General features: G+C 60.7%; 18 protein-coding genes and 1 tRNA gene. 10 read left to right on the plus strand and 9 right to left on the minus strand.

Annotation, left to right across the window (positions count from 1 at the left end):
- Positions 1 to 38: 38 nt before the first annotated feature.
- From H8B20_RS16955 to H8B20_RS16990, 8 genes are all read right to left on the minus strand, one after another.
- On the minus strand, positions 39 to 1292 hold the full coding sequence (locus H8B20_RS16955; RefSeq protein ID WP_210623955.1) for an ATP-grasp domain-containing protein: 1254 nt from the start codon (positions 1290 to 1292) through the stop codon (positions 39 to 41).
- Positions 1273 to 2529, minus strand: coding sequence for a methylaspartate mutase (locus H8B20_RS16960; RefSeq protein ID WP_210623956.1), 1257 nt, complete (start codon positions 2527 to 2529; stop codon positions 1273 to 1275). Before H8B20_RS16960 ends, H8B20_RS16955 begins: the two co-directional genes overlap by 20 nt.
- Before the next feature lie 2 nt (positions 2530 to 2531).
- Complete coding sequence (locus tag H8B20_RS16965; protein WP_210623957.1) at positions 2532 to 4028, minus strand: hypothetical protein; 1497 nt, start codon at positions 4026 to 4028, stop codon at positions 2532 to 2534.
- On the minus strand, positions 4025 to 5263 hold the full coding sequence (locus tag H8B20_RS16970) for an ATP-grasp domain-containing protein (protein WP_200616412.1): 1239 nt from the start codon (positions 5261 to 5263) through the stop codon (positions 4025 to 4027). The genes H8B20_RS16965 and H8B20_RS16970 overlap by 4 nt, the downstream gene beginning before the upstream one ends.
- Before the next feature lie 44 nt (positions 5264 to 5307).
- Positions 5308 to 5763, minus strand: a complete 456-nt coding sequence (locus H8B20_RS16975) for a cobalamin B12-binding domain-containing protein (protein WP_210623958.1) — start codon at positions 5761 to 5763, stop codon at positions 5308 to 5310.
- Complete coding sequence (locus H8B20_RS16980) at positions 5760 to 7001, minus strand: MFS transporter (RefSeq protein ID WP_210623959.1); 1242 nt, start codon at positions 6999 to 7001, stop codon at positions 5760 to 5762. Before H8B20_RS16980 ends, H8B20_RS16975 begins: the two co-directional genes overlap by 4 nt.
- A complete protein-coding gene (locus tag H8B20_RS16985; RefSeq protein ID WP_047299258.1) occupies positions 6994 to 8064 on the minus strand; it encodes an LLM class flavin-dependent oxidoreductase in 1071 nt (356 codons plus the stop codon). Before H8B20_RS16985 ends, H8B20_RS16980 begins: the two co-directional genes overlap by 8 nt.
- A gap of 65 nt (positions 8065 to 8129) precedes the next feature.
- Positions 8130 to 9059, minus strand: a complete 930-nt coding sequence (locus tag H8B20_RS16990) for an asparagine synthetase A (RefSeq protein WP_200616405.1) — start codon at positions 9057 to 9059, stop codon at positions 8130 to 8132.
- Between the two features lie 237 nt (positions 9060 to 9296).
- Here H8B20_RS16990 and H8B20_RS16995 point away from each other — a divergent pair, with 237 nt between their 5' ends.
- From H8B20_RS16995 to H8B20_RS17025, 7 genes are all read left to right on the plus strand, one after another.
- Positions 9297 to 10610 carry an MFS transporter gene (locus H8B20_RS16995; protein WP_210623960.1) on the plus strand — a complete coding sequence of 438 codons (1314 nt, stop codon included), beginning with the start codon at positions 9297 to 9299 and terminating at the stop codon, positions 10608 to 10610.
- A gap of 51 nt (positions 10611 to 10661) precedes the next feature.
- A complete protein-coding gene (locus H8B20_RS17000) occupies positions 10662 to 12056 on the plus strand; it encodes an amidase (protein ID WP_210623961.1) in 1395 nt (464 codons plus the stop codon).
- Between the two features lie 74 nt (positions 12057 to 12130).
- Positions 12131 to 13489, plus strand: a complete 1359-nt coding sequence (locus H8B20_RS17005; RefSeq protein WP_210623962.1) for an OprD family outer membrane porin — start codon at positions 12131 to 12133, stop codon at positions 13487 to 13489.
- A 127-nt stretch (positions 13490 to 13616) separates the two neighbouring features.
- Entirely contained in the window at positions 13617 to 15290 is a 1674-nt protein-coding gene (locus H8B20_RS17010; protein WP_210623963.1) for a vWA domain-containing protein, read from the plus strand.
- Positions 15291 to 15319: 29 nt separating this feature from the next.
- On the plus strand, positions 15320 to 15901 hold the full coding sequence (locus tag H8B20_RS17015) for an RNA polymerase sigma factor (RefSeq protein ID WP_210624235.1): 582 nt from the start codon (positions 15320 to 15322) through the stop codon (positions 15899 to 15901).
- Positions 15898 to 16473 carry a hypothetical protein gene (locus H8B20_RS17020; protein ID WP_210623964.1) on the plus strand — a complete coding sequence of 192 codons (576 nt, stop codon included), beginning with the start codon at positions 15898 to 15900 and terminating at the stop codon, positions 16471 to 16473. The genes H8B20_RS17015 and H8B20_RS17020 overlap by 4 nt, the downstream gene beginning before the upstream one ends.
- A gap of 55 nt (positions 16474 to 16528) precedes the next feature.
- Positions 16529 to 16765, plus strand: a complete 237-nt coding sequence (locus H8B20_RS17025; protein ID WP_210624236.1) for a hypothetical protein — start codon at positions 16529 to 16531, stop codon at positions 16763 to 16765.
- A 76-nt stretch (positions 16766 to 16841) separates the two neighbouring features.
- Here H8B20_RS17025 and H8B20_RS17030 read toward each other — a convergent pair.
- Positions 16842 to 16918, minus strand: a tRNA-Arg gene (locus H8B20_RS17030).
- 441 nt (positions 16919 to 17359) lie between these two features.
- Here H8B20_RS17030 and gabD point away from each other — a divergent pair.
- From gabD to H8B20_RS17045, 3 genes are all read left to right on the plus strand, one after another.
- Positions 17360 to 18802: an NADP-dependent succinate-semialdehyde dehydrogenase gene (gabD, locus tag H8B20_RS17035; protein ID WP_210623965.1), complete on the plus strand. Its 1443-nt coding sequence runs from the start codon at positions 17360 to 17362 to the stop codon at positions 18800 to 18802.
- Positions 18803 to 18986: 184 nt separating this feature from the next.
- Positions 18987 to 20264 carry a 4-aminobutyrate--2-oxoglutarate transaminase gene (gene gabT / locus H8B20_RS17040; protein WP_042557070.1) on the plus strand — a complete coding sequence of 426 codons (1278 nt, stop codon included), beginning with the start codon at positions 18987 to 18989 and terminating at the stop codon, positions 20262 to 20264.
- 136 nt (positions 20265 to 20400) lie between these two features.
- Complete coding sequence (locus H8B20_RS17045) at positions 20401 to 21612, plus strand: response regulator (protein WP_042557071.1); 1212 nt, start codon at positions 20401 to 20403, stop codon at positions 21610 to 21612.
- Positions 21613 to 21711: the final 99 nt, after the last annotated feature.

Raw genomic sequence — 21711 nt, forward strand, 5'->3', positions numbered from 1 at the left:
TCTTCCTTGTTAAGCCCCGTGGTCGGGGGCGTCAGTGATTACAACCAATCCCTTTCCCATCCACGCCATGCGTCGTAATCAGCGTCGATGCGTTCGCTCTGTGGGTGCAGCAGAAACACTGCAGCCGGTGAGCTGTTCAGGTCTACGGTGGGGGCAATCCTTGCCCCTTCGGCGAAGCGGAACCTGGCGTTGTGAAAACTCGGCAAGGCTTCCAGGCGCTGGCGCACATGCTCCTGCGCAAACAGCCCGTGGCGGTGGGCGATCAGGTTCATCCCCCGCGCGTGTTGCAACAGCTGATAACGTTTCGGCCACTGCGCCAGACGCGCCGGGTCCAGATAACTGAGGCAGGTCAGGGCCACCTGATCGTTGCCGGTGGCCGCGTGCAGGGCGGGCGGACAGGCCAGTCCGGACAGGCGTGCACCGGTTTCCAGCAGGCGCGGGCCATTGCCGGTCAGGATCAACTCGGTGTGCGCCGGGCCGTGCACGATCCCCAACGCGTCGAGCACGCCTTGCACATACTCAATCAGTTGCGGCAGCTCGCGGGCGTCCGCCGGCAGCAGGTCCTCGCGGTCGTAGATCTTGCGGCCGTCGGCGGCGAAGGTCTTCGAGCATTTCCAAACGTCGGTGATCCAGTGCTCGCCCGCGTGGCTGACGGTGTTGATCACGTACTCGGCGCCTGTCAGGTATTCCTGCAGCAGTACCGCTTTATTGTTGAGCATCATCAGATTGGTGGCGCCGAGGATCGACTCGATGGCTGCTTCCAGCTGCAGCGCATCGTGGCAGATGAACACGTTGTCCGAGCCGGCACTGTCCAGCGGTTTGGCCACTACCGTTTCGCCGCCGCGGGCCCTGAACCAGACCAGCGCCCGCTCCAGCGAGCTGGTGCGCAACTGTGCCGCCACCGGCAACCCGGCCTCGGCCACGCGTTCAGCCATCAATGACTTGTCGCGACGCGCGGCGGAGGTCGCCGGATTATTGCCGGGCAGGCCCAGGCGTGCGGCCAGCAAGTCCGCCAGTTCTACGCCGAATTCGCTGCCAGTCAGCACGGCGGCCGGGTGATAGGCGGCGAGTTTCAGCAACAATGCTTCAAGGCCTTCTTCGGCGACGCTGAAGTCCTCGATGAACAATTCTTTCGGGCAGCTCGCGGCAAATGCGGCCGGCATGTGCGCGCGTGAACGCACATGGAGCAGAGGCCGCTGTCCGGCCAGTGAGCGGGCCAGCAGGGCGCCGGTCGAATAAGCGTCGACCAGAATCAACGGCGCGGCGCTGGAATCAATGCAAGGGTTGGTCATAACGGTTCACCGTGTAATGCAACATCTGAAACAGCTCGGACGAGCTGATGCCGGGGCCGTCCACTGACCAGCCACTGCTGCGAGGCAACGGCAAACTGCCGGTGTTGCCCCAGCGCAGCGCGCCTTGATCGTCGATACGGGTGGTGGCGCGCCCCGGGTTGTCCGGGTGCAGGCAGTAGGGAATATCGAGCAAGCCGCGCGCGAAGGCCTGCACCAGTGCCACGCCGATGTCGGCGTGCAGATTGAGTACGGTCTCCACCAGTCGCCGCGCTTCGAACAGCGTTTGCTGGTAATAGCCGGCGCTGCCCGCGTCAGTCGGGAGGTCGCCGGCGGCGACTTCGGCGGCCATGCGCAAGGCATCAAGGTTGTCCTCGACCGAGGGAATCTGCCGCGATTCGGCGATGGTCTTGACGATCAACCGCTCGCAACCTGCAGCCTTGGTCAGTCGTGCACTGTCGCAAATCAAACGCCGCGCGCCGTGGCTGGAGGTCGGGAACACGCCCATGTACGAATACACCACGACATGCCAATGATCGCCGTCGAGATACTGGGCGGCCAATTCGCGCAATGCCTGCAACGCGCCGAAATCCTGTTCCATCGACGTGCCTTGGGCGTAGCTCAACGAGACGCTGCGCACCCCGTGCTGACGGAAAAACAGGGCTTCCAGCAAGGTCATGGCGATCAGCAGCGAGGGCGGGCACAACTGCCCCAACAGACAGCCGCCGAAACTCTCGATATGCGCATGCTCGGTCGCGCCCGCCAGCACCTGACAGCTCTGCGCCCAGGCACTGACCGCCTCGGCCAACGGCAGACGGCTGTAGGGCATGCAGTACGACACCGGGCCGCCCTCCGTGGCGTCCAGACCCAATGCTGCCAAGCGCTGAAAAACGTTCTGCGGTTTGGCCGTGCCGTGGCGGATCTGAATCGGGAACTCCGCGCTGTACAGTCCGGCGAGCATGCCGCGCACCGCTTCGATTGGATGGCTGATGATCGGAAACCCGTTCATCGGCGCCGAACTGTTCAGGCACTGCAACGCACTCTGGTAATCGCCGACCCGGGTATAGCTGTCGAGCGTGATGGTGCCGATGGCCGCGCAGGGCAGGGCGGCGACGCTCGCCAGCCCCGCGCGCATCTGGCTGAGTGCGCCAAAACCCATGCGCGGTTGCACCACCAGCTCATCGCGGGCGCGGGCGCGCTCGATGAACTGTTGAAAATGGCCGCCGTTGAACGCCGTCATGCTTAGCGTCCCGAGACCAGTTCAACCACGGTTTCACCGGTCGCCGGGTCGTAGCGACTGATGCGCCCCTTGTGCGGATCACCGGCGCGCACCCGCGCGATCAGCGTGACGTCGCTGTCGAAATCGATGCGTTGATGCGCATACAGACTGCGCAACGCCGGCAGCGGCAGGCCGCTGACCTCGCTCAGCCACTGACCGAGGGCCGGATCGTTATGCTCGCCAGCGAGCACCCGGTGCAGATTTTCGAGATCGGCCAGACGCTGCGGATGGCATAGCCCGACGAAGCTGGAGAACTCGCGGCCACGATCAACGAACGGCGCAAACTGCATACACACCAATTGCATTTCATTGAGTCCGAACGCCTGCTCGGCGAAGCGTTCGGCGAGCGTGCGGCGCGCCTGCATGCCCTGCGCATCGACATAGGCCGACATGGCCAGATCGATCAGGCGCTGGGGCATTTCTTTCTTGCGCATGAGCGCCTGTGCCAGCTCCAGGTATTCGGCAATCCCCTGGTTGTAGCTGCGACCTTGCACGTACTCGGCCTTGAGCCCGCGAAAGTGCGCCATCAACATCGGGTTGGCGCAATCGGATTCGGTGAAGCTGAATGCCAGTTCTTCGAAGCGAAAATCGAGGAATTCGGTGATCAGTTCCCAATGATCCTCGACCTTGTAGCTGACCAGATCGTAAATGCTGATGAACGCTGGATCGGCGTTGTCGTCACCGCAGGCGACGCGTCGTTCCTCGCGTTGCTGATCGAAGCCTTTGCCGAACAGTTCGATGAAATAGCTCTGAGCCACGCCATCCAGCGCTTGCAGCAACCCGCGAAAGCCCTGCCTGCGGCATTCTTCGACATCCAGCCCCAGACGCTGCGCCAGACGCATGATCCAGGTGAAATAGTGCTTCTGCTCTTTGCGCGAATCACCGGTGACCACTGCATCGACGCCGCCCTGCCACCACGCGGCGCGACCATAGAAATCCGCAACGGCGAGGTTGCAGCTGTTGCAGAAGGTCGGGCGACCGTCGCCAGCGGTGCGGTGGCCGTTCATCAATACGTCGAAACGGTTCATCGCCTGTACATCGTCGGGGAACGGCAGATGCCGTTCGAACGGGCGAATCTGGCGGTGATCGACCACCAGCATTTCTACCCGCGGGTCATCGAACAGGTGCAGCGCGCGGTAGACCCGATCAATGTTGGCCATCACCGCATCCGGTACGCCGGCATGGCGCATGTTGGCGATGCGCAACTGAAAGGTGCGGCCATGCAGGATCGCCAGTTGTAACTGCGTGGCGCGCAGCATGGCTACGGTGTACGAGCTGTCTTTGCCGCCGCCGTAAGCGACCATCAATTTGTAGCCGGTCAGCCCGTCGAGACCACCCGCAGCGTCAATCAGACGCTCGCCGAGGATAGCCACGGCGCGACGTTCGTCGGCGCGCAAATAGTGGTTGAGCTGACCCAGCAGGGGTTCGTCGTTCAAGGTTTGGGAAGTGGTGGAGTTCATACCGGTTCAGCCCGAAATTGGAATGCCTGAGTGGTGTGGCGGATATCGTTTTCAGTGGCCACTTCGCTGCCGCCGACAAAAATGAAGCGTCCGCTGTGCAGGGCGTCGTAGCTGCCGCCGGCCTCGAGAATCTGCCCCGGCTCGGGCAGCAACTCGCGCCACAGATTGGGCACGGTTTCGCGCAACGAATCGGCTTGCACTACCCGGCACGGCAGGGCCGCGGGTTTCGGGATCACCAGCCAGCCGCCGCTTGGGTCGTGGCTGACGGCGGGCACCGGCACTTGATCGCCGGCGAGGCGGCGCAGCCAATGCTCGTAGAGATTGACCCCGAACACTTTGTTGATCAGGTGCGGGACTTCGCTGCCGCCGACCCGCGCACCGATTTCGAGGAACACCAGCGAGTCGTCCGGTTCGACGAAAATTTCCAGGTGGAACGCCGTGCAGCGCAGATCGAGGGCACGCATGATCTGTTGGCTGAAAGCCTCGATTCGCGCGCGCAGGGCCGATGCCTGGACGATCACCGAACCCAGCGGCTGCGCCTTGGCGAAATCCAGGCAACTGTTGATATAACGTGACACCACCTGAAACGGCACGCTGCCGTCGACATCGACGAAGCCGTCGATGTGGTAGGTCTGGCCGTGCATGAAGCCTTCGATCTCATAACGCGACAGGTCGATGCTGTTGAGCAGCGTGCGCAGAGCGGTCTCGTTTTCGACCTTTTCCACGCCCATGCTCGCGGCACCGTCCACCGGTTTTACGATCAGCGGGAAACCGATTTCCCGGGCAAAATCCACGGCCTGTTGCACCGACTCGCAACGCGCAAACGGCGGCACCGGCAGGCCTTGGTTTTGCAGGATTTCCTTCATGCGTGCCTTGTCGCGATAAACCGCCACTTCGTCAGGGCCGTGACCGGGAATGTTCAGGGTCTGGCGCACGCGCGCGGCGATTTCCAGAGTGAACTCGGAGAGGGCAATCAATTGATCGACGGGGCCGACGCGTTCGATGACTTCCTGCACCGCGCCGAGCAGTTGCTCGTATTGGTTGACGTCAGCGACCTGTACCTGATGAGCGATATGCTGCGCCGGGGCGAGTACGCCGTCGGCGCCGAGTGCATCGACCACGTAGCTGATCCGGTGTTGTTGATGGTCGAAGAAATCTTCGTAGCGAGTCAGTTCGTTGTCCCAGCGGCGCCCATCACGAAAGCGCGGCCAGCGGTTGACGATAACGATGTGCATCGTGGTAATCCTTTGAATGGGCGAAGTCAGCCGTGGTCGGGGGTTCAGCGCCAGGACGCCACGCTGTTGGCGAGTACGGAATCGGCGTCGGGCTGTGCGTGCAGCGAGCCCAGATAGCGGCTGAAGGTGTCGATAGCGTCGGGGCCGACGAACACCTGGTTGTAACCGGCATCGATCAAAGATTGCCGGACTGCCAGGGTTTCATCTTCGGAAGTGGTCAGCTTGCCGCCGATCACGCAGGGCAGGTGCGGGTGTAGCTGGCGCACCTGGCGAATCAGCTCAAGGCCTTGCGAGTAGCCGTGGCCATTGACGCTGCTGACCACCAGCAACTGCGTGCGGCGCTGTTGCAATGCACTGAGCACCGTGCCCACCGGCGTGCAGCTGCCGAGGTTCTTCACGTTCAAACCGTGCTCGCCCAGCCACAGTTGCAGGTACACCAGATTCCACATGTGTGAGTCGGACTCGACGGTGGCGAGCAGGCAGTGCGGCAGAGTTTTCATTGGGATGCCTCCATGGCGAGCGATGGATCTTCGAGGGCAAGGCGAAACCGCCGGGTGGTCAAAATAAACAGCAGAGTGCCGGGCACGGTCAGCACGAGTGCCAGCACCAGAATCAGCACCTGCACGCCGTAGACGTGGCCGACGCTGGCGGTGAGCAAACCACCCAGCGGATAAGAGAGCAGGTTGACCAGATAAAACGGCCCCATGACTTTGCCCAGATGAGCGCTCTCGATCGCCTTGATCCGCTGCGTGCGGTTGAACACGTTGAACAGCGCGCATCCGGCCATTGCCAGCAGGAAACTCAGGGCATACAGCAACACACCGCTGGCCACACCCATGCAGATCAGGCCCAGACACAGCAAGGCAAAACCCAGTGCACCGAGTCGATAAATCGACATGCGCGCCAACAGTCGCGGCACCAGAATGAAGTTCAACAGACCCAGCGCGCCGGCCCCTGCATTCATCAGACCAAACACGCCGTCGGCGGCGCTGAACACGCCGCTGATGACGAACGCGTTGGCGCTGAGCACGGCAGCGAATGCCAGATTGATGCTGAAATTCAGCCCGGCCAGCGACAGCACTGGCGGGTTGCCAAGCAACAGGCGCCAGCCGAGCGCGAGATCCTTGAACACGCTGGTCGGGCGACTGACGGAGCGCGCCGTCGGCAAGCCTCTCCAGAACAGCGCCGCAGCAAACAGTGCGACTGCCGCCAGCCCCAGCAGCCAGCGCTTGTCGGCATACATCGCCAACCCGGCGGCGAGTGCCGGGCCCAGCGCCATTGCCAGCAGCTCCATGTTTTGCACCAGCGACTGGCAGTGGGCGAGGCGTTCAGGGCCGGCGATCAGCGGCACGCTTTTTTCAACCGCCATGCGCACCGGCGCCATCAGCACCGACAATACGATGCCGTTGCCGATCAACGCCCAGACCATCCATTGCGGCTGATACCAGCAGATCCCCAGTGTCACGGCGAGGCTCAGTCCCCGCGCAGTATTGGCGCCGCGAAACAGCAGGCGCCCGCCAAACCGGTCGGCCAGCAACCCGGCGAACGGATAGGCAATCAGTGCCGGCAGCCACTCCAGTGCAAACGCCACACCGGAATAGCGCACGTTGCCGGTGAGCTGGAAAATCATCAACGGCACGGCAAACAGCACGGTCTGCTCCGCCAGCAAGGCACACAGCAACCCGGCACCAAACCAGCGAATCGCGCTGTTGCGTGCAGCGCTGCTGATGTCATGCATGCTCGCGGTCCCAGACGGTTTCCAGCTCGCGCAGATAAGGCAGCACGTATTTGCAGAAACGGCGCATTTCGTCGCGGGTTGGCCAGCCAGAGAAAATGAACTCGCTGACGCCGACTTTCTTGTATTCGAACAAGTATTCGGCGACTTCCTGATAGCTGCCGACCACGCACAATGCCGGACCGCCACGATAGGCCACGGCACCCGACCAGAGCATCGGCGACAGCCAGTCGTGTTCAGCTTTGTCGGCAAGGCGGAACGAGGTTTTCACCGCTTCCGAATCGCAGCGTCCGACGAACTCACGCACCCATTCGCGATGCTGTTCGTCCGGGTTTTCCATCATGCTCTCGACCGCGGCCAGCGCTTCGGCGCGGGTTTCGCGGGCGAGTACGTGCATGCGAATTCCCACCGAGCAACCGGACTGCAAAACCGTGCGGGCGGCCTCGGCAATTCCTTGCGGCGTATCGCCGTAACGCAGCCAGCAATCGCTGTGCTGGATGGCGATCTGCTGGGCAACGTCCGAGGCGCCGCTGAGGTAAATGCGCGGACGCTCGGCGTCCTTGAACGGCAACCCGAGCTGGGCTTTTTCGATGCGGTAGTGCTTGCCGTGGTAGGTCAGCGGTGATTCGCCGCTCCAGAACCGATTGAGGATGTCGAGGAATTCGCCGGTGCGCTCATAGCGTCCGTCGTGCGCTACGAAGTCGCCGTAATAGGCTTGCTCGTCCGGGGAAATGCCGGCGACCAGGTTCAGCGAGATACGCTTGTCCGACATCCACGACACGGTGTTGACGATCTGCGTGAACAGGGTCGGCGGCACCAGCCCCGGACGGTAAGCCAGAATGAATTTGACGCGATCGGTCTCACGCACCAGCGCGCCAATCATCGGCAGCGGATCGGGCATGTGGTAGCTGATGCCCATCAACAGCGAGTCGATACCCAGCTCATCGGCTTCCTTGGCGAAATCGACGATCCCGGCGAAGTCGAGGGCGCCGGTGTCGTATTTTTCCGAGGCCTTTTGCTGACCGCTATCGAGCGGCGAGCACCAGTGAATACGCAGTGCAGACATTGTGTTTCTCCATGGCCAAGCCTGCCGCCGCGAGAGCGGAGCAGGCCTTGCGAGTCAGGTCCGGATCAGAACAGGAAGCTGGTACCGACCGTGCGGTCGAACAGCGCCACATCGCGGATGCGTCGCTTGCCACAGATGAACTTGAGCAGACGCTCGATGCCCAGACCGCCACCGGCGCTCGGGTGCAGCAAGCCGCGCCGGGCGACTTCCAGGTAGTTGGCGAACGGCTGCAGGTCCATCGACAGCTCGTTCATGCGGTAAACGATCTGCTCGTACTCGAACTCACGCTCCGCGCCGGACAGGGCTTCGCCATAGCCATCGGGATAGATCAGGTCGTAGTTGTTGTAAGTGCCGCGCTTGCCAGGGGTTTCGCGATCATAGAACTCGCGACGGTAGTTGGTGACGAAAAACGGCGTGTGCGCTTTGGCCGACATGATCTTCTCGAAGTCGTCGCCATGCTCGGCGCGCAACGCGTCGGAGCTGTAGATCGGGAACGCTGTGGCGAAGTGCGGCAGTTGCCGGCCGAGCTGGGACAATTCGGCGGCGCAGTGCTGATTGACCTCGCTGAACACATGCTTGATCAGGCCTTCGATGAGGGCCATGACCTGATGCATGTCACCGTTGCGGATCTCGAAATCGAACTGCGAGAACTCCAGCAAGTGGTTGTCGGAATCCTTGATCTCGGGTTTTTCCAGACGGATGTTCGGCGCGACAATAAAGATCTTGTCGTGGCCCTTGGCGGTCAGCGCCAACTGCTTGTGGAAGATCATGCTGGCGGTCAGTTTCAGGCGCCGTTCTTCATATTGCAGTTCAGCGGGATACACCGCGTGATTCAATGGATCAGTGATTGGCGACATCAGGATCGGCATCAACTGTTTGAAGTCGCGTTCGAGCAAAAACTGTTGCAATGCCTGTAGGACACGTCCCCGGATGATGGCAATGGATTCTATGTCTGGATTAGCAAAATCGGCGAAGTTACTTGTAATTTCTTCCATGATGGGCCAGATATTCAGCGAGTTAGGGAGGCCTGATTATTGTTTAATCGGAAGAAAACTCAATGTACAGATTTCGGCTAAAAAGCAGCACAGAGCCTCGGTTTTGTTGTTCGCATGGCCTTTTGCGTGGACGATATCGCGCTGTTGAAATTGATCAATTGGCGCACCTGGGGGCAGTTCGTTCGGGCCCTCGTTGGCAGGCGTCGTTCTCTATATCTGTCAATTCAGAGTTTGCCCATGACTGCCCTGACCGGTTCGCGATCCCATCGGTTTTCCAGGTCTGACTACAAGACCTTGGGCCTTGCCGCCCTCGGTGGCGCACTGGAAATCTACGACTTCATCATCTTCGTCTTTTTCGCACTGACACTCAGTCAGCTGTTCTTTCCGCCAGAGATGCCGGAGTGGCTGAGATTGCTGCAGAGCTTCGGCATTTTTGTCACTGGCTATCTGGCACGACCGCTCGGCGGAATTCTGATGGCGCACTTCGCCGATCAGCTGGGGCGCAAGCGCGTGTTCAGCCTGAGCATCCTGATGATGGCGTTGCCCTGCCTGCTGATCGGCATCATGCCGACCTACGCTCAGATTGGTTACTTCGCACCGTTGCTGCTGTTGCTGCTGCGTGTGTTGCAAGGCGCCGCAGTCGGTGGGGAAGTGCCCAGTGCCTGGGTGTTCGTCGCCGAGCACGCACCGGCGGGTCATCGCGGTTATGCGCTGGGTTTCCTGCAAGCCGGACTGACCTTTGGCTATTTGCTCGGGGCGCTGACCGCGACCCTGCTGGCGCAAATATTCACCCCTGCCGAAATTCTTGATTACGCGTGGCGCTTTCCGTTTCTGCTCGGCGGATTGTTCGGCGTGATCGGTGTCTGGCTGCGTCGCTGGCTGAGCGAGACGCCGGTGTTCATGGCTTTGCAGGCGCGCCGTGAGGCTGACGCCGAACTGCCGTTGCGCACCGTGATGCGCGAGCATCGGCACATGTTGTTGCCGGCGATGATTCTGACCTGCGTGCTGACTTCGGCAGTGGTGGTGCTGGTGGTGATCACCCCGACGGTCATGCAAAAAAGCTTCGGCATGAGCCCCAGCCATACATTCGCCCTGAGCAGCCTCGGTATTGTCTTCCTGAATATCGGTTGTGTGATTGCCGGGTTGATCGTCGACCGGCTCGGCGCCTGGCGCACAGTCATGTTGTACAGCGTGCTGCTGCCGGTTGGCGTAGCCCTGCTTTATGGCTGCCTGATCAGTGGTGATTCTTGGCTGGGGCTGGCGTATGCACTGGCGGGATTGAGCTGTGGTGTGGTCGGCGCGGTGCCGTCGGTGATGGTTAGTCTGTTCCCCGCACACATCCGCGTCTCGGGCATTTCGTTTACTTACAACATTGCCTATGCACTGTGGGCGAGCACCACGCCGTTGTTGTTGATCGGGCTGATGCCGTGGAGCCCGTGGGTGTGCGTGGTGTACAGCCTGGTGATGGGCGCGGTGGGCGTTGCCTGCGCTGCGTATTTCGGTGGGCGCAATACGGTTCAAACCAGCCATGCGCTGGTTGCCGAGCGCTAGGGAAGACAATTTGCAGCATGCGCACTATGGGTTTGCACGGACGGCTATTCGATGACCGATTTACATGACTTGTCGGCGGCACAACTGCTGGCCTTGTTTGCCAGTGCTGAGTTGTCGCCGCTGGAATACTACGATCACCTGCTGGCGCACATCGAGCGCTGGGAACCGAGCATCAATGCGCTGTACGCGTTCGATCCGCAGCGCGTACTCGATCAGGCGCGCGCGTCGACTGAACGCTGGAGCCGTGGAACCCCGCGCGGCATGCTCGACGGCATCCCGGTGACACTCAAGGAATTGATCGCCACTGAGGGCGATTGCATCCCCCAAGGCTCGCGCGCCACGACGTTGATCGCGGCGACTGCCGACGCGCCGCCGGCCGCGCGTTTGCGTGAAGCCGGGGCGATCATTCTGGGCAAGACCACGGTGCCGGATTTCGGCATGCTGTCGTCCGGGCTGTCGAGTTTCCATGGCATCACGCGCAACCCGTGGGACACCACGCAAAACCCCGGCGGCTCGAGTTCCGGCGCGGCGGCTGCGGCGGCGGCTGGTTATGGTCCACTGCATGTCGGCACCGACATCGGCGGCTCGGTACGCCTGCCGGCAGGCTGGTGTGGATTGGTGGGGTTCAAGCCAACGCTTGGACGGATCCCGATTGATCCCTATTACACCGGCCGTTGCGCGGGACCGATGACCCGCACCGTGGATGATTGCGCGCTGATGATGCGTTATCTGGCACTACCGGATGCACGCGACGCTACCAGCCTGCCGGCGCACGCGCTGGACTGGAACCTGCAGGCACCGTCGATGCAGGGTCTGCGCATCGGGCTGATGCTCGACCCCGGCTGCGGCTTCCAGCCTGAACATGAAGTGTGTGAAGCGGTGCGAGATGCCGCGCGACTGTTCGAGGCCCATGGCGCGCAGGTGGACTTGATCGGGTCGCTGATGGATCGACAGTTGCTCGACGGCCTCGATGATTTCTGGCGCGCCCGCCAGTTGTCGCAACTGCAAAGCTTGAGCACGGCGCAACGCGACAACGTCTTGCCCTACATTCAGGACTGGGCAGCACCGGCGGCCGGGATGAGCGCGGTGCAAGCGGTCGAAGGTTTCAATCAGACCTTTGAAATCCGTCGTCGCTGCGCGCAATTGTTCGGCAACTTCGACTTGCTGTTGTCGCCGACCAATCAGGTCAGCAGTTTCCCCGCTGAATGGCCCTCGCCCGGCAATGACCCGCGCCAGCCTTTCGAACACATCGTGTTCACGCTGCCGTGGAATATGGGCGAGCAACCGGCCTTGTCGATCAACTGCGGGTTTACATCCGGGGGTATGCCGATCGGCCTGCAAATGGTTGCACCACGGTTTGCCGATCAATGGTTGTTGCAGTGCGCCAAGGCTTACGAAGGCTGGCGCGGCTCGATCAAACACTGGCCGTCTGCGCCGCCCCGCTGATCCCGACAGTTGTCGCAGGCCGCTCAAACGCCAGGCGCGTGGGCGGCGTGCACTCTTTTTACAGGCACTTTTCCATGCAATCACATGTACGTCGGGCGTTGCTGCCGATGCTGCTCATCGCCCAGCCTGCTTATGCCGGTGAACCCGTCGCAGCACAGGATCAAGCGACCGGGCTGATCGATGGCAGCCACCTCAACCTGAATTTGCGCCACTACTATTCCAACCAGCACACCCGGCGCAGTACCCACCTGGTGATCAAAAAAGCAGGCGTCGCACAGCCCACGCGCCAGCGCGACACCTGGGTGCAGACCGCGATGCTCAATTACATCTCTGGCTACACCGAAGGTTGGGTGGGCTTTGGTGTCGACGCCTCGCTGTTCAGCGCAGTGACCCTCGAGCGTGGCCACGGTGCGGTGGCCAATGGGGGTGACCGGGTGCTGGTCGACAGCGATGGCGACGCGGTCCCGAGCTGGAGTCGTCTGGGTGTCGGCGACGTGAAACTGCGAGTGTCGAGCACCGAACTCAAGGCCGGGCGGATGCTCACGGAAAACCCGATCCTGCGCTACAAGGACAATCGTACCTTGCCGTCGACCTTTCAGGGCATTGGCCTGAACAGCAACGAACTCGACTGGCTGGCGCTGCAAGCGGGCAGCTTCGAGCGCGCCATCCCGCGTACCGGCACCGGCAGCGAACGCCTGACTACCACCTTCGGCAATCGCGCCTACAGCGGTTCACGTATCAGCTATCTCGGCGCGACAGCCAAAGCGCCCTACGGTCTGACATTGAGCGCTTATGGCTCGCGGTTCGAGGACATGTGGCAGCAATACTATCTGGGCGCGACTCACATAACGGGGGATCGCGCAAATCTCGCGCTGAAAACCAGCCTCAACTACTACCGCACGCGCGATCAGGGTGAACAAAACCTGGGCTTCATCGACAACCACGCCTACAGCCTGGCAATCACCGCCGCCCATGGCGCGCACGCTCTGACTACGGCGTGGCAGCAGGTGTTCGGCGACGAATATTTCGACTACGTGTGGGAGTCCACAGGCAACTACATGGCCAACTCGCTGTACTCGGACTACAACGGCCCGAACGAAAAATCCTGGCAGCTGCGCTATGACTTCGACCTCGCCAGCTACGGCGTGCCGGGCCTGACCACCAGCCTGTGGCACGCCAAGGGCTGGGGCATTGATGGCACCCACTACAGCGGCGACCGCGACGGACGCAACACTGGCTACAACGTGCGCGAGCTGGAGGGTGCCAAGCACAACGAAAATGGCTTGATGCTCGCCTACGTGGTGCAGTCTGGCACCCTGAAAAACACGGTACTGCGCAGCATCGTCTATAACCACCGCGCGAGTGGCGGGCAGATCGACGGCAGTTACGACGAGTTCCGTCTGGTGGCGAATGTACCGCTCAGCCTGTTTTAAATGCGCCGAGACGCCGGCAGTCTGCGGCGTCATCCACGGCAGAAATATTTCAACGGCGTTAACCCGCACGCAACGGACGGCCCGTCTCAGTGGATGAATGATCAATTTCATCCCGAGGTCAGCCCCCATGTCTCTTCCTCTTTTACGTCCTGTAGTGGTCGGTATTTTGCTGGCCATCGGCGGTTGTGGCGTTTCTTCCAAACCTGATTCCGCTGCTGCACCGGCTCAGCCTGAAGCCTTGGTGCAACATGAAGCGATCATGGCTGATGGCGCCATGGTCAAGCGCAGCGTTCATCCGGCACCCATTGCCGGTTTTGCTGCAATGCCTGCCGGGGACAGTTATCCACAAGGCTATCGCGACGAACAGCGTGAGCAATATCAAACGCTGGCCGGCAACCCCATCCACAGCGTCGCCGAAACCCCGGTCTCGACCTTCAGCGCCGACGTGGATACCGGCGCCTACGCCAACGTCCGTCGCCTGCTCAATCAGGGACGCCTGCCGCCGGAAGGCGCGGTGCGACTGGAGGAAATGGTCAACTATTTCCCTTACGACTACGCATTGCCCAGTGACGGCTCACCGTTTGGCGTGACCACCGAGCTGGCAGCATCGCCGTGGAACCCGCACACGCGCTTGCTGCGCATCGGCATCAAGGCGTCCGACCGTGCGGTTGCGCAATTGGCCCCGGCCAATCTGGTGTTTCTGGTCGACGTGTCCGGCTCAATGGATCGCCGCGAAGGGCTGCCGATGGTCAAAAGCACGCTGAAATTGCTGGTTGACCAATTACGCGATCAGGATCGGGTTTCGTTGGTGGTGTATGCCGGTGAATCCAGAGTGGTGCTTGAGCCCACATCCGGACGAGAAAAAGCGAAGATTCGCACAGCCATCGAGCAATTAACTGCGGGCGGCTCCACCGCCGGGGCGTCAGGCATCGAACTGGCCTATCAAATGGCGCAACAGGGATTCATCGCCAAAGGCATCAACCGCATCCTGCTGGCCACCGACGGCGACTTCAACGTCGGCGTCAGCGACTTCGACAGCCTTAAACAAATGGCTGTGGATAAACGCAAAACCGGAATTTCCCTGACCACCCTGGGTTTTGGTGTGGATAACTACAATGAGCACTTGATGGAACAACTGGCCGATGCCGGCGATGGCAACTACGCCTACATCGACAACCTGCGCGAGGCGCGCAAGGTGCTGGTGGATCAACTCGGCTCGACCCTCACCGTGGTGGCGAAAAACGTCAAATTGCAGGTGGAGTTCAACCCCGCGCAAGTCAGCGAGTATCGCCTGCTCGGCTATGAAAACCGTGCGTTGAAGCGTGAGGATTTCAGTAATGACAAGGTCGATGCTGGCGAAATCGGTGCAGGACACACGGTGACGGCGCTGTATGAAATTGTTCCGGCAGGCGAGAAGGGCTGGCTGGAGCCGCTGCGCTACGGTAAATCTGAGAAGGCTGTTTCCGAGAAGAGCGGGGAATTGGCGATGTTGCGTGTGCGTTATCAACAGCCCGAAGGTGGGAAAAGTCTTTTGATCGAGCGGCCGATTGCCAATCAGGTTGTGCCAGCCAGCGAAGATTTGCGTTTTGCTGCGGCCGTTGCCGCGTTTTCCCAGCAACTCAAGGACGGTCGCCATACCGGCGATTTCAACCTGAAGGACACCGAAGCGCTGGCCCGTGGTGCCCGTGGCGATGATCGTTTCGGTCTGCGCAACGAGTTTGTGCAACTGGTCGAACTGGCGCAGAGCCTGCGCACTTCAACCGCATCGAATGCGCTGCCCACTGAGCGACGGATTGAATAGTGAGTCGTCTGAAAGGCTTCATCAGTCAGCTGTTTGCTTCGCCGGACAGCCCCACCGCCAACAGCGATGAATCGCTGTTGGCGCGTTATCGCGAGGGCGACGGCGCGGCGTTCGAGATCTTGTACGCCCGCCACCGTCAGGGTTTGTATCGGTTTCTGCTCGGTCTGAGTGGCAAACCCGAACTGGCCGATGAAGTCTTTCAGGAAACCTGGCTGAGCCTGATCCGCAGCGCCAGTCAGCCACAAGGACGGGCGACCTTTCGTACATGGCTGTTCCAGATTGCCCGTAATCGCCTGATCGACCACTGGCGCAAACATGGTGCCCGGCAACCGCTGCACGACAGTTACGATGAACAAATCCACGCGGTCAGCGACGAAGCCACCGACCCCGAACAACTGCTGAGTCTCAGTCGTGACAGTCAGCGCCTGGAAAACGCCCTGCAGATGCTGCCCACCGATCAACGCGAAGTGTTCCTGCTGCGCGCCCACGGCGACCTTGATCTGGCGCAAATCGCCAGCCTCACCGAAACGCCGCTGGAAACCGTCAAAAGCCGCTTGCGCTACGCCCAGCAAAAACTGCGTCGGCTGCTGGCCGAGGAGGTACTGACATGACTGACGCCCGCCAGACACCCGAAGATTCGGTGATTAAACATGTGCGCGAGCAGCACAACGCTGAACCGCCAACGCACCTTGATGCTTTCATCCTCAATGCTGCGCACCGCCACACCCCGCCGGCTAAGCCTGGTCTGTGGCAGCGCTGGCTCGACGCCTGCCGCAAACCGCGCTGGCAAGTGGCGTTCGCCAGCCTCGTCGGCGTGGCACTGATGCTGTCGTTGGTGCAACGCGCGCCCGAGCCGCAAGCGCAATTTGACTTCGCTCCGGCCGCCAAACCCGCGGCACCAATGGCTCGCAAACAAGCCCCCGAAGCATTGTCCGCCCCAGCTCCCGCGCCGATGGCAGAAATGGCTGCGCCGATGCACAGCGAAGCGTTCAGCGCCGACGAAGCCAAAACCAGCAAACGCGCCACCGCCCCGGCCAACGGTCTCGACGAACAACTGCGCGAAGTCCTGCGCCTGCGTGAGTCCGGGCAATCACAAGCCGCCGACAGCCTGTTCAACAACCTGCACAAACGCTACCCAAACGCCGACCTCGACGCCCGGCTCAAACAAATCCAGAAGAACTGACTGCCTCTGCGCCCAGCCATTTGGCATTGCCCCGCAAAACGCGCACTATCGGGCCATAGCTGAAGCGCTGGAGAACACCGTGGCACCAAAAATCGACCGCATCGCCCAACTCCTCAATTGCCCGAAAAAGGGCGAAGAGATGCGGCGCGCGATTACTGAAGCGCGTAAGGAGTTTCTGCTGAGTCAGCAGGAAGAAGACGTGCTTGAGGAAGAGGACGTATTTGAGGAAGAGGTTGAGGAGGAAGACGACGAGGATGAGGATTACGATGAGTTTGACTGGACGACGGAGTAACGTTGCGTCCGAACAATTCAGCGCCCACAAAAAAGCCCCGAACCACCACAGTCCGGGGCTTTCTCGTTTTGATTCATGGTGCACCAGGCGGGATTCGAACCCACGACCACTGCCTTCGGAGGGCAGTACTCTATCCAGCTGAGCTACTGGTGCAGCGGGCGACATCATACCTAGGTCGGCTCGGGGCGTCCATGCTGGGTTTCGGCACCCTTTGTCAGTGCGCGTGTCGGAATAAAACGCTGCATTCCATAAAGCGGTAACGTCCTGCAAAACCCTCGCTTGGCGCTTTGGCGGGGCTGATCTATGGTTTTCCTGCGGCAGGGTTTTTTGCGCGTTGATCTGAAAAATTCAGCAAATGCGGCGTTTTTGTTCTTTTTTTCGAACGCCCTATTGTCCTTTAAACCCTTTGCTCCTACGATCCGTTTGAGATTTCAAACGCCCGTTGATTGGGTGTTGAAGCGCAGGTGTTCCGAAGCGTGCACTATTTTTGCGCCTCACCCGGTCACTGATTTCCCTGACGGCAGCCTTGCGAGGCGCCTTTCTACAATCATAATTTGCTCCGCGCAGGCCGCGGTGCTGTTAAGGAAAGCCGACATGCAGCTTAAAGACACCCAGTTGTTCCGCCAGCAAGCCTTCATTGATGGCGCTTGGGTCGATGCGGACAACGGTCAGACGATCAAGGTCAATAACCCGGCCACTGGCGAAATCCTCGGCACGGTGCCGAAGATGGGCGCTGCCGAAACCCGCCGTGCCATTGAAGCCGCTGACAAAGCGCTGCCGGCCTGGCGTGCACTGACCGCCAAGGATCGTGCGAACAAGCTGCGTCGCTGGTTCGAACTGATCATCGAGAACCAGGACGACCTCGCTCGCCTGATGACCCTCGAGCAGGGCAAGCCGCTGGCCGAAGCCAAGGGTGAAATCGTTTACGCCGCTTCGTTCATCGAATGGTTCGCCGAAGAAGCCAAGCGCATCTACGGTGACGTGATTCCGGGTCACCAGCCAGACAAGCGCCTGATCGTTATCAAGCAGCCAATCGGCGTTACCGCGGCCATCACCCCGTGGAACTTCCCGGCAGCGATGATCACCCGTAAGGCGGGCCCTGCTCTGGCTGCCGGTTGCACCATGGTGCTCAAACCAGCTTCGCAAACCCCATTCTCCGCATTCGCGCTGGCTGAACTGGCTCAGCGTGCCGGCATTCCTGCGGGCGTGTTCAGCGTGGTGTCCGGCAGCGCCGGTGACATCGGCAGCGAGCTGACCAGCAACCCGATCGTACGCAAACTGTCCTTCACCGGCTCGACCGAAATCGGCCGTCAGTTGATGGCTGAATGCGCCAAGGACATCAAGAAAGTGTCGCTGGAGCTGGGCGGCAACGCGCCGTTCATCGTGTTCGACGATGCGGATCTGGATAAGGCCGTCGAAGGCGCGATCATTTCCAAATATCGCAACAACGGTCAGACCTGCGTCTGCGCCAACCGTCTGTACATTCAGGATTCGGTCTACGATGCGTTCGCCGAAAAGCTGAAAGTGGCAGTAGCCAAGCTGAAGATCGGTAACGGTCTGGAAGACGGCACCACCACTGGCCCGCTGATCGACGAAAAAGCCGTGGCGAAGGTGCAAGAGCACATTGCTGACGCGGTAGCCAAAGGCGCAACCGTATTGGCTGGCGGCAATCAAATGGAAGGCAACTTCTTCGAGCCGACCATCCTGACCAACGTGCCGAAAAACGCGGCAGTGGCCAAGGAAGAGACCTTCGGTCCGCTGGCGCCGTTGTTCCGCTTCAAAGACGAAGCCGAAGTGATCGCAATGTCCAACGACACCGAGTTCGGTCTGGCCTCTTACTTCTACGCTCGCGATCTGGGCCGTGTGTTCCGTGTGGCTGAAGCCCTGGAATACGGCATGGTTGGCGTCAACACCGGGCTGATCTCCAACGAAGTCGCACCGTTCGGCGGCATCAAGGCCTCGGGCCTGGGCCGTGAAGGCTCCAAGTACGGCATCGAAGATTACCTGGAAATCAAATACCTCTGCCTGGGCATCTAAGCCGGGAAAGGGATCGCTGCAAACGCAAAGGGCACGAGAGCGCTGTCCCTTTGCGTGTTTCAAACCGGAATTTTCTCTGCGGCCGGGAACGCCGTGGCAGTCGATCATCGCATGCTGCCACCGTCGCTTCCTCCCGCTTAATCCTTGAACCACGCCGCCCGATGAGCGGCGAATGAGGACTGTAATGAGCAAGACTAACGCTGAACTGATGGCCCGCCGTACCGCTGCTGTACCCCGTGGTGTTGGCCAGATTCACCCGATCTTCGCCGAATCCGCGAAGAACGCTACTGTGACTGACGTTGAAGGTCGTGAATTCATCGACTTCGCCGGCGGTATCGCCGTGCTGAACACCGGCCACGTGCACCCGAAAATTATCGCCGCCGTGACCGAACAGCTGAACAAGCTGACTCACACCTGCTTCCAGGTGCTGGCCTACGAGCCGTACGTTGAGCTGTGCGAAAAAATCAACGCCAAGGTGCCTGGTGATTTCGCCAAGAAAACCCTGCTGGTCACCACCGGTTCCGAAGCGGTAGAAAACGCCGTGAAAATCGCCCGTGCTGCCACTGGCCGCGCTGGCGTGATCGCCTTCACTGGCGCTTACCACGGTCGCACCATGATGACCCTGGGTCTGACCGGTAAAGTCGTGCCTTACTCGGCCGGCATGGGCCTGATGCCAGGTGGCATCTTCCGCGCGCTGTACCCGAACGAACTGCACGGCGTGAGCATCGACGACTCGATCGCTTCCATCGAACGCATTTTCAAGAATGACGCCGAGCCGAAAGACATCGCCGCGATCATCATCGAGCCTGTACAGGGCGAAGGTGGTTTCTACGTTGCGCCGAAGGAATTCATGAAGCGCCTGCGTGCCCTGTGCGACCAGCACGGCATCCTGCTGATTGCTGACGAAGTACAAACCGGCGCTGGCCGTACCGGTACGTTCTTCGCCATGGAACAGATGGGCGTTGCTGCCGACCTGACCACCTTCGCCAAATCCATTGCTGGCGGTTTCCCGCTGGCCGGTGTGTGTGGCAAGGCAGAATACATGGACGCCATCGCACCAGGCGGCCTGGGCGGCACTTACGCCGGTAGCCCGATCGCTTGCGCCGCTGCTCTGGCAGTGATGGAAGTGTTCGAAGAAGAACAACTGCTGGACCGCTGCAAAGCGGTCGGCGAGCGTCTGGTCACCGGCCTGAAAGCCATCCAGGCCAAATACCCGGTAATCGGCGAAGTCCGTGCATTGGGCGCGATGATCGCCGTTGAGCTGTTCGAAAACGGCGACAGTCACAAGCCGAACGCTGCCGCTGTAGCGTCCGTTGTGGCCAAGGCTCGCGACAAGGGCCTGATCCTGCTGTCCTGCGGCACCTACGGCAACGTGCTGCGCGTACTCGTACCGCTGACCTCGCCGGACGAGCAACTGGACCAAGGCCTGGCGATCATCGAAGAGTGCTTCTCCGAGCTCTGATCACCCGGTGTGACCTGATCGACAAAAAACCCGCTTCGGCGGGTTTTTTTATGCCCCAGAAACACATCGGCTGTTTTAGCGCTGTATCGAATGGCCATCATTGGCTAAGGTTCAAGTATTGCAAGGGAGAGCGTGCATGACTGCCGTTGATTTACCCGCCGTACCCCGAGTGCTGATTGCCGAGGCTGATCCGTGGTCCCGGGACTTGCTCGAACAAGTGTTGCTGAGCGTGCGTTGTGATGCGCGGCTGGATCTGTGTGCCGATGGCAAACAAGCGATATCGATGCTCAGTGAAGTGCCGTATGACCTGGCTATCGTCGATTGGGAACTGCCTGGCGTCGATGGTTTGAATGTGCTGCGCAGTGTGCGTCAGCGCAAACGTAATCCACCGCTGCCGTTCATTTTGATGAGCAGCCGCAACGACAGTGCCAGCGTGCGTGAGGCCATACTGCTGGCGCCGACGGCATACCTGACCAAACCCCTGAACATGGAAAGCCTGACCGAGCGTTTGCAGGGTTTGCTGTTGAATGCCGGGGAAGAAGTGTTCTGTGAAGTGCCAGTACTGGCGCCTGGCATGACCTTGTCGGTGTTCCTCGAGCGACGCCGTGAGCAGGCCGACGGCGCGCCGTTGATGATGGATGTGCAGGTAGCGGTCAAGCGCAGCCTCAATCCCGGCGGTCTCGATCTGACGCAGCTGCAACAGGAATTCCGTACCGATCCGCAGATTACCGCGGTATTGATTGCGGCGGCCAACAGCGCCGGGCAACACCATGGCGCACCGGTGCAAACTCTGGCGCAGGCACTGCAGCGGCTTGGCACGGGGCAGAGCATGAATCTTATTCTGGGGCTGGCGCTCAAACGCAGCGCCCGGCTTAGCGATCCCTGTCTGGCGGACTACGCCGAACGTTATTGGAACCTGTCGCTGCACACCGCTGAATACGCGCGCACGCTGGCGCGGTTGCTCGATCTGGATCAGGAGCGCTGCTATTGCGCGGGCATACTGCATCGTCTCGGTGATCTGGCTTTGCTGCGCTGTTTGCAAGAATGGAAACAGGCGGGCGGTGAGCTGGACGATTTTGAGGAAGTGGGTGAAGCGTTGGCGCAATTTGGCGCGGCCTACGGTTCGGCGCTACGCACTCGCTGGCGACTGCCGCTGGAGTTGCGTGAGTTGATTGCCTCGGTCTACCAGCTCGGCGGTGGGGTGTATTCCCGCGAGGCGCTGGTGATGAACATGGCGGCGCAGATGGCTCACCTGACCGAGCATGAAGGTATCGAGGCGTTGGCGAAGAGCCGGACCGCGCGGTTGCTCAAGATCGGTTTGCCAGAGTTGATGCGGATGCGCAAATAGCCAGATTTCAATGTAGGAGCTGCGGCACGCTGCGATCTTTTGATCCTGATCTTTAAAGTCAAAAGATCGCAGCGTGCCGCAGCTCCTACAGGGGATTTG

Source organism: Pseudomonas sp. P42 (assembly GCF_017973755.1).
In the GTDB taxonomy this organism is placed as follows: domain Bacteria; phylum Pseudomonadota; class Gammaproteobacteria; order Pseudomonadales; family Pseudomonadaceae; genus Aquipseudomonas; species Aquipseudomonas iridis.

Bases quoted from the DNA above. Each gene is read 5' to 3' on its own strand.
- H8B20_RS17020 (WP_210623964.1), top strand. From the start codon at position 15,898: ATGACTGACGCCCGCCAGACACCCGAAGATTCGGTGATTAAACATGTG.
- H8B20_RS16960 (WP_210623956.1), bottom strand. From the start codon at position 2,529: ATGACGGCGTTCAACGGCGGCCATTTTCAACAGTTCATCGAGCGCGCC.
- H8B20_RS16970 (WP_200616412.1), bottom strand. From the start codon at position 5,263: ATGCACATCGTTATCGTCAACCGCTGGCCGCGCTTTCGTGATGGGCGC.
- H8B20_RS16955 (WP_210623955.1), bottom strand. From the start codon at position 1,292: ATGACCAACCCTTGCATTGATTCCAGCGCCGCGCCGTTGATTCTGGTC.
- H8B20_RS16985 (WP_047299258.1), bottom strand. From the start codon at position 8,064: ATGTCTGCACTGCGTATTCACTGGTGCTCGCCGCTCGATAGCGGTCAG.
- gabT (WP_042557070.1), top strand. From the start codon at position 18,987: ATGAGCAAGACTAACGCTGAACTGATGGCCCGCCGTACCGCTGCTGTA.
- H8B20_RS17000 (WP_210623961.1), top strand. From the start codon at position 10,662: ATGACCGATTTACATGACTTGTCGGCGGCACAACTGCTGGCCTTGTTT.
- gabD (WP_210623965.1), top strand. From the start codon at position 17,360: ATGCAGCTTAAAGACACCCAGTTGTTCCGCCAGCAAGCCTTCATTGAT.
- H8B20_RS17005 (WP_210623962.1), top strand. From the start codon at position 12,131: ATGCAATCACATGTACGTCGGGCGTTGCTGCCGATGCTGCTCATCGCC.
- H8B20_RS16995 (WP_210623960.1), top strand. From the start codon at position 9,297: ATGACTGCCCTGACCGGTTCGCGATCCCATCGGTTTTCCAGGTCTGAC.
- H8B20_RS16990 (WP_200616405.1), bottom strand. From the start codon at position 9,059: ATGGAAGAAATTACAAGTAACTTCGCCGATTTTGCTAATCCAGACATA.
- H8B20_RS16975 (WP_210623958.1), bottom strand. From the start codon at position 5,763: ATGAAAACTCTGCCGCACTGCCTGCTCGCCACCGTCGAGTCCGACTCA.
- H8B20_RS16965 (WP_210623957.1), bottom strand. From the start codon at position 4,028: ATGAACTCCACCACTTCCCAAACCTTGAACGACGAACCCCTGCTGGGT.
- H8B20_RS17010 (WP_210623963.1), top strand. From the start codon at position 13,617: ATGTCTCTTCCTCTTTTACGTCCTGTAGTGGTCGGTATTTTGCTGGCC.
- H8B20_RS16980 (WP_210623959.1), bottom strand. From the start codon at position 7,001: ATGCATGACATCAGCAGCGCTGCACGCAACAGCGCGATTCGCTGGTTT.
- H8B20_RS17045 (WP_042557071.1), top strand. From the start codon at position 20,401: ATGACTGCCGTTGATTTACCCGCCGTACCCCGAGTGCTGATTGCCGAG.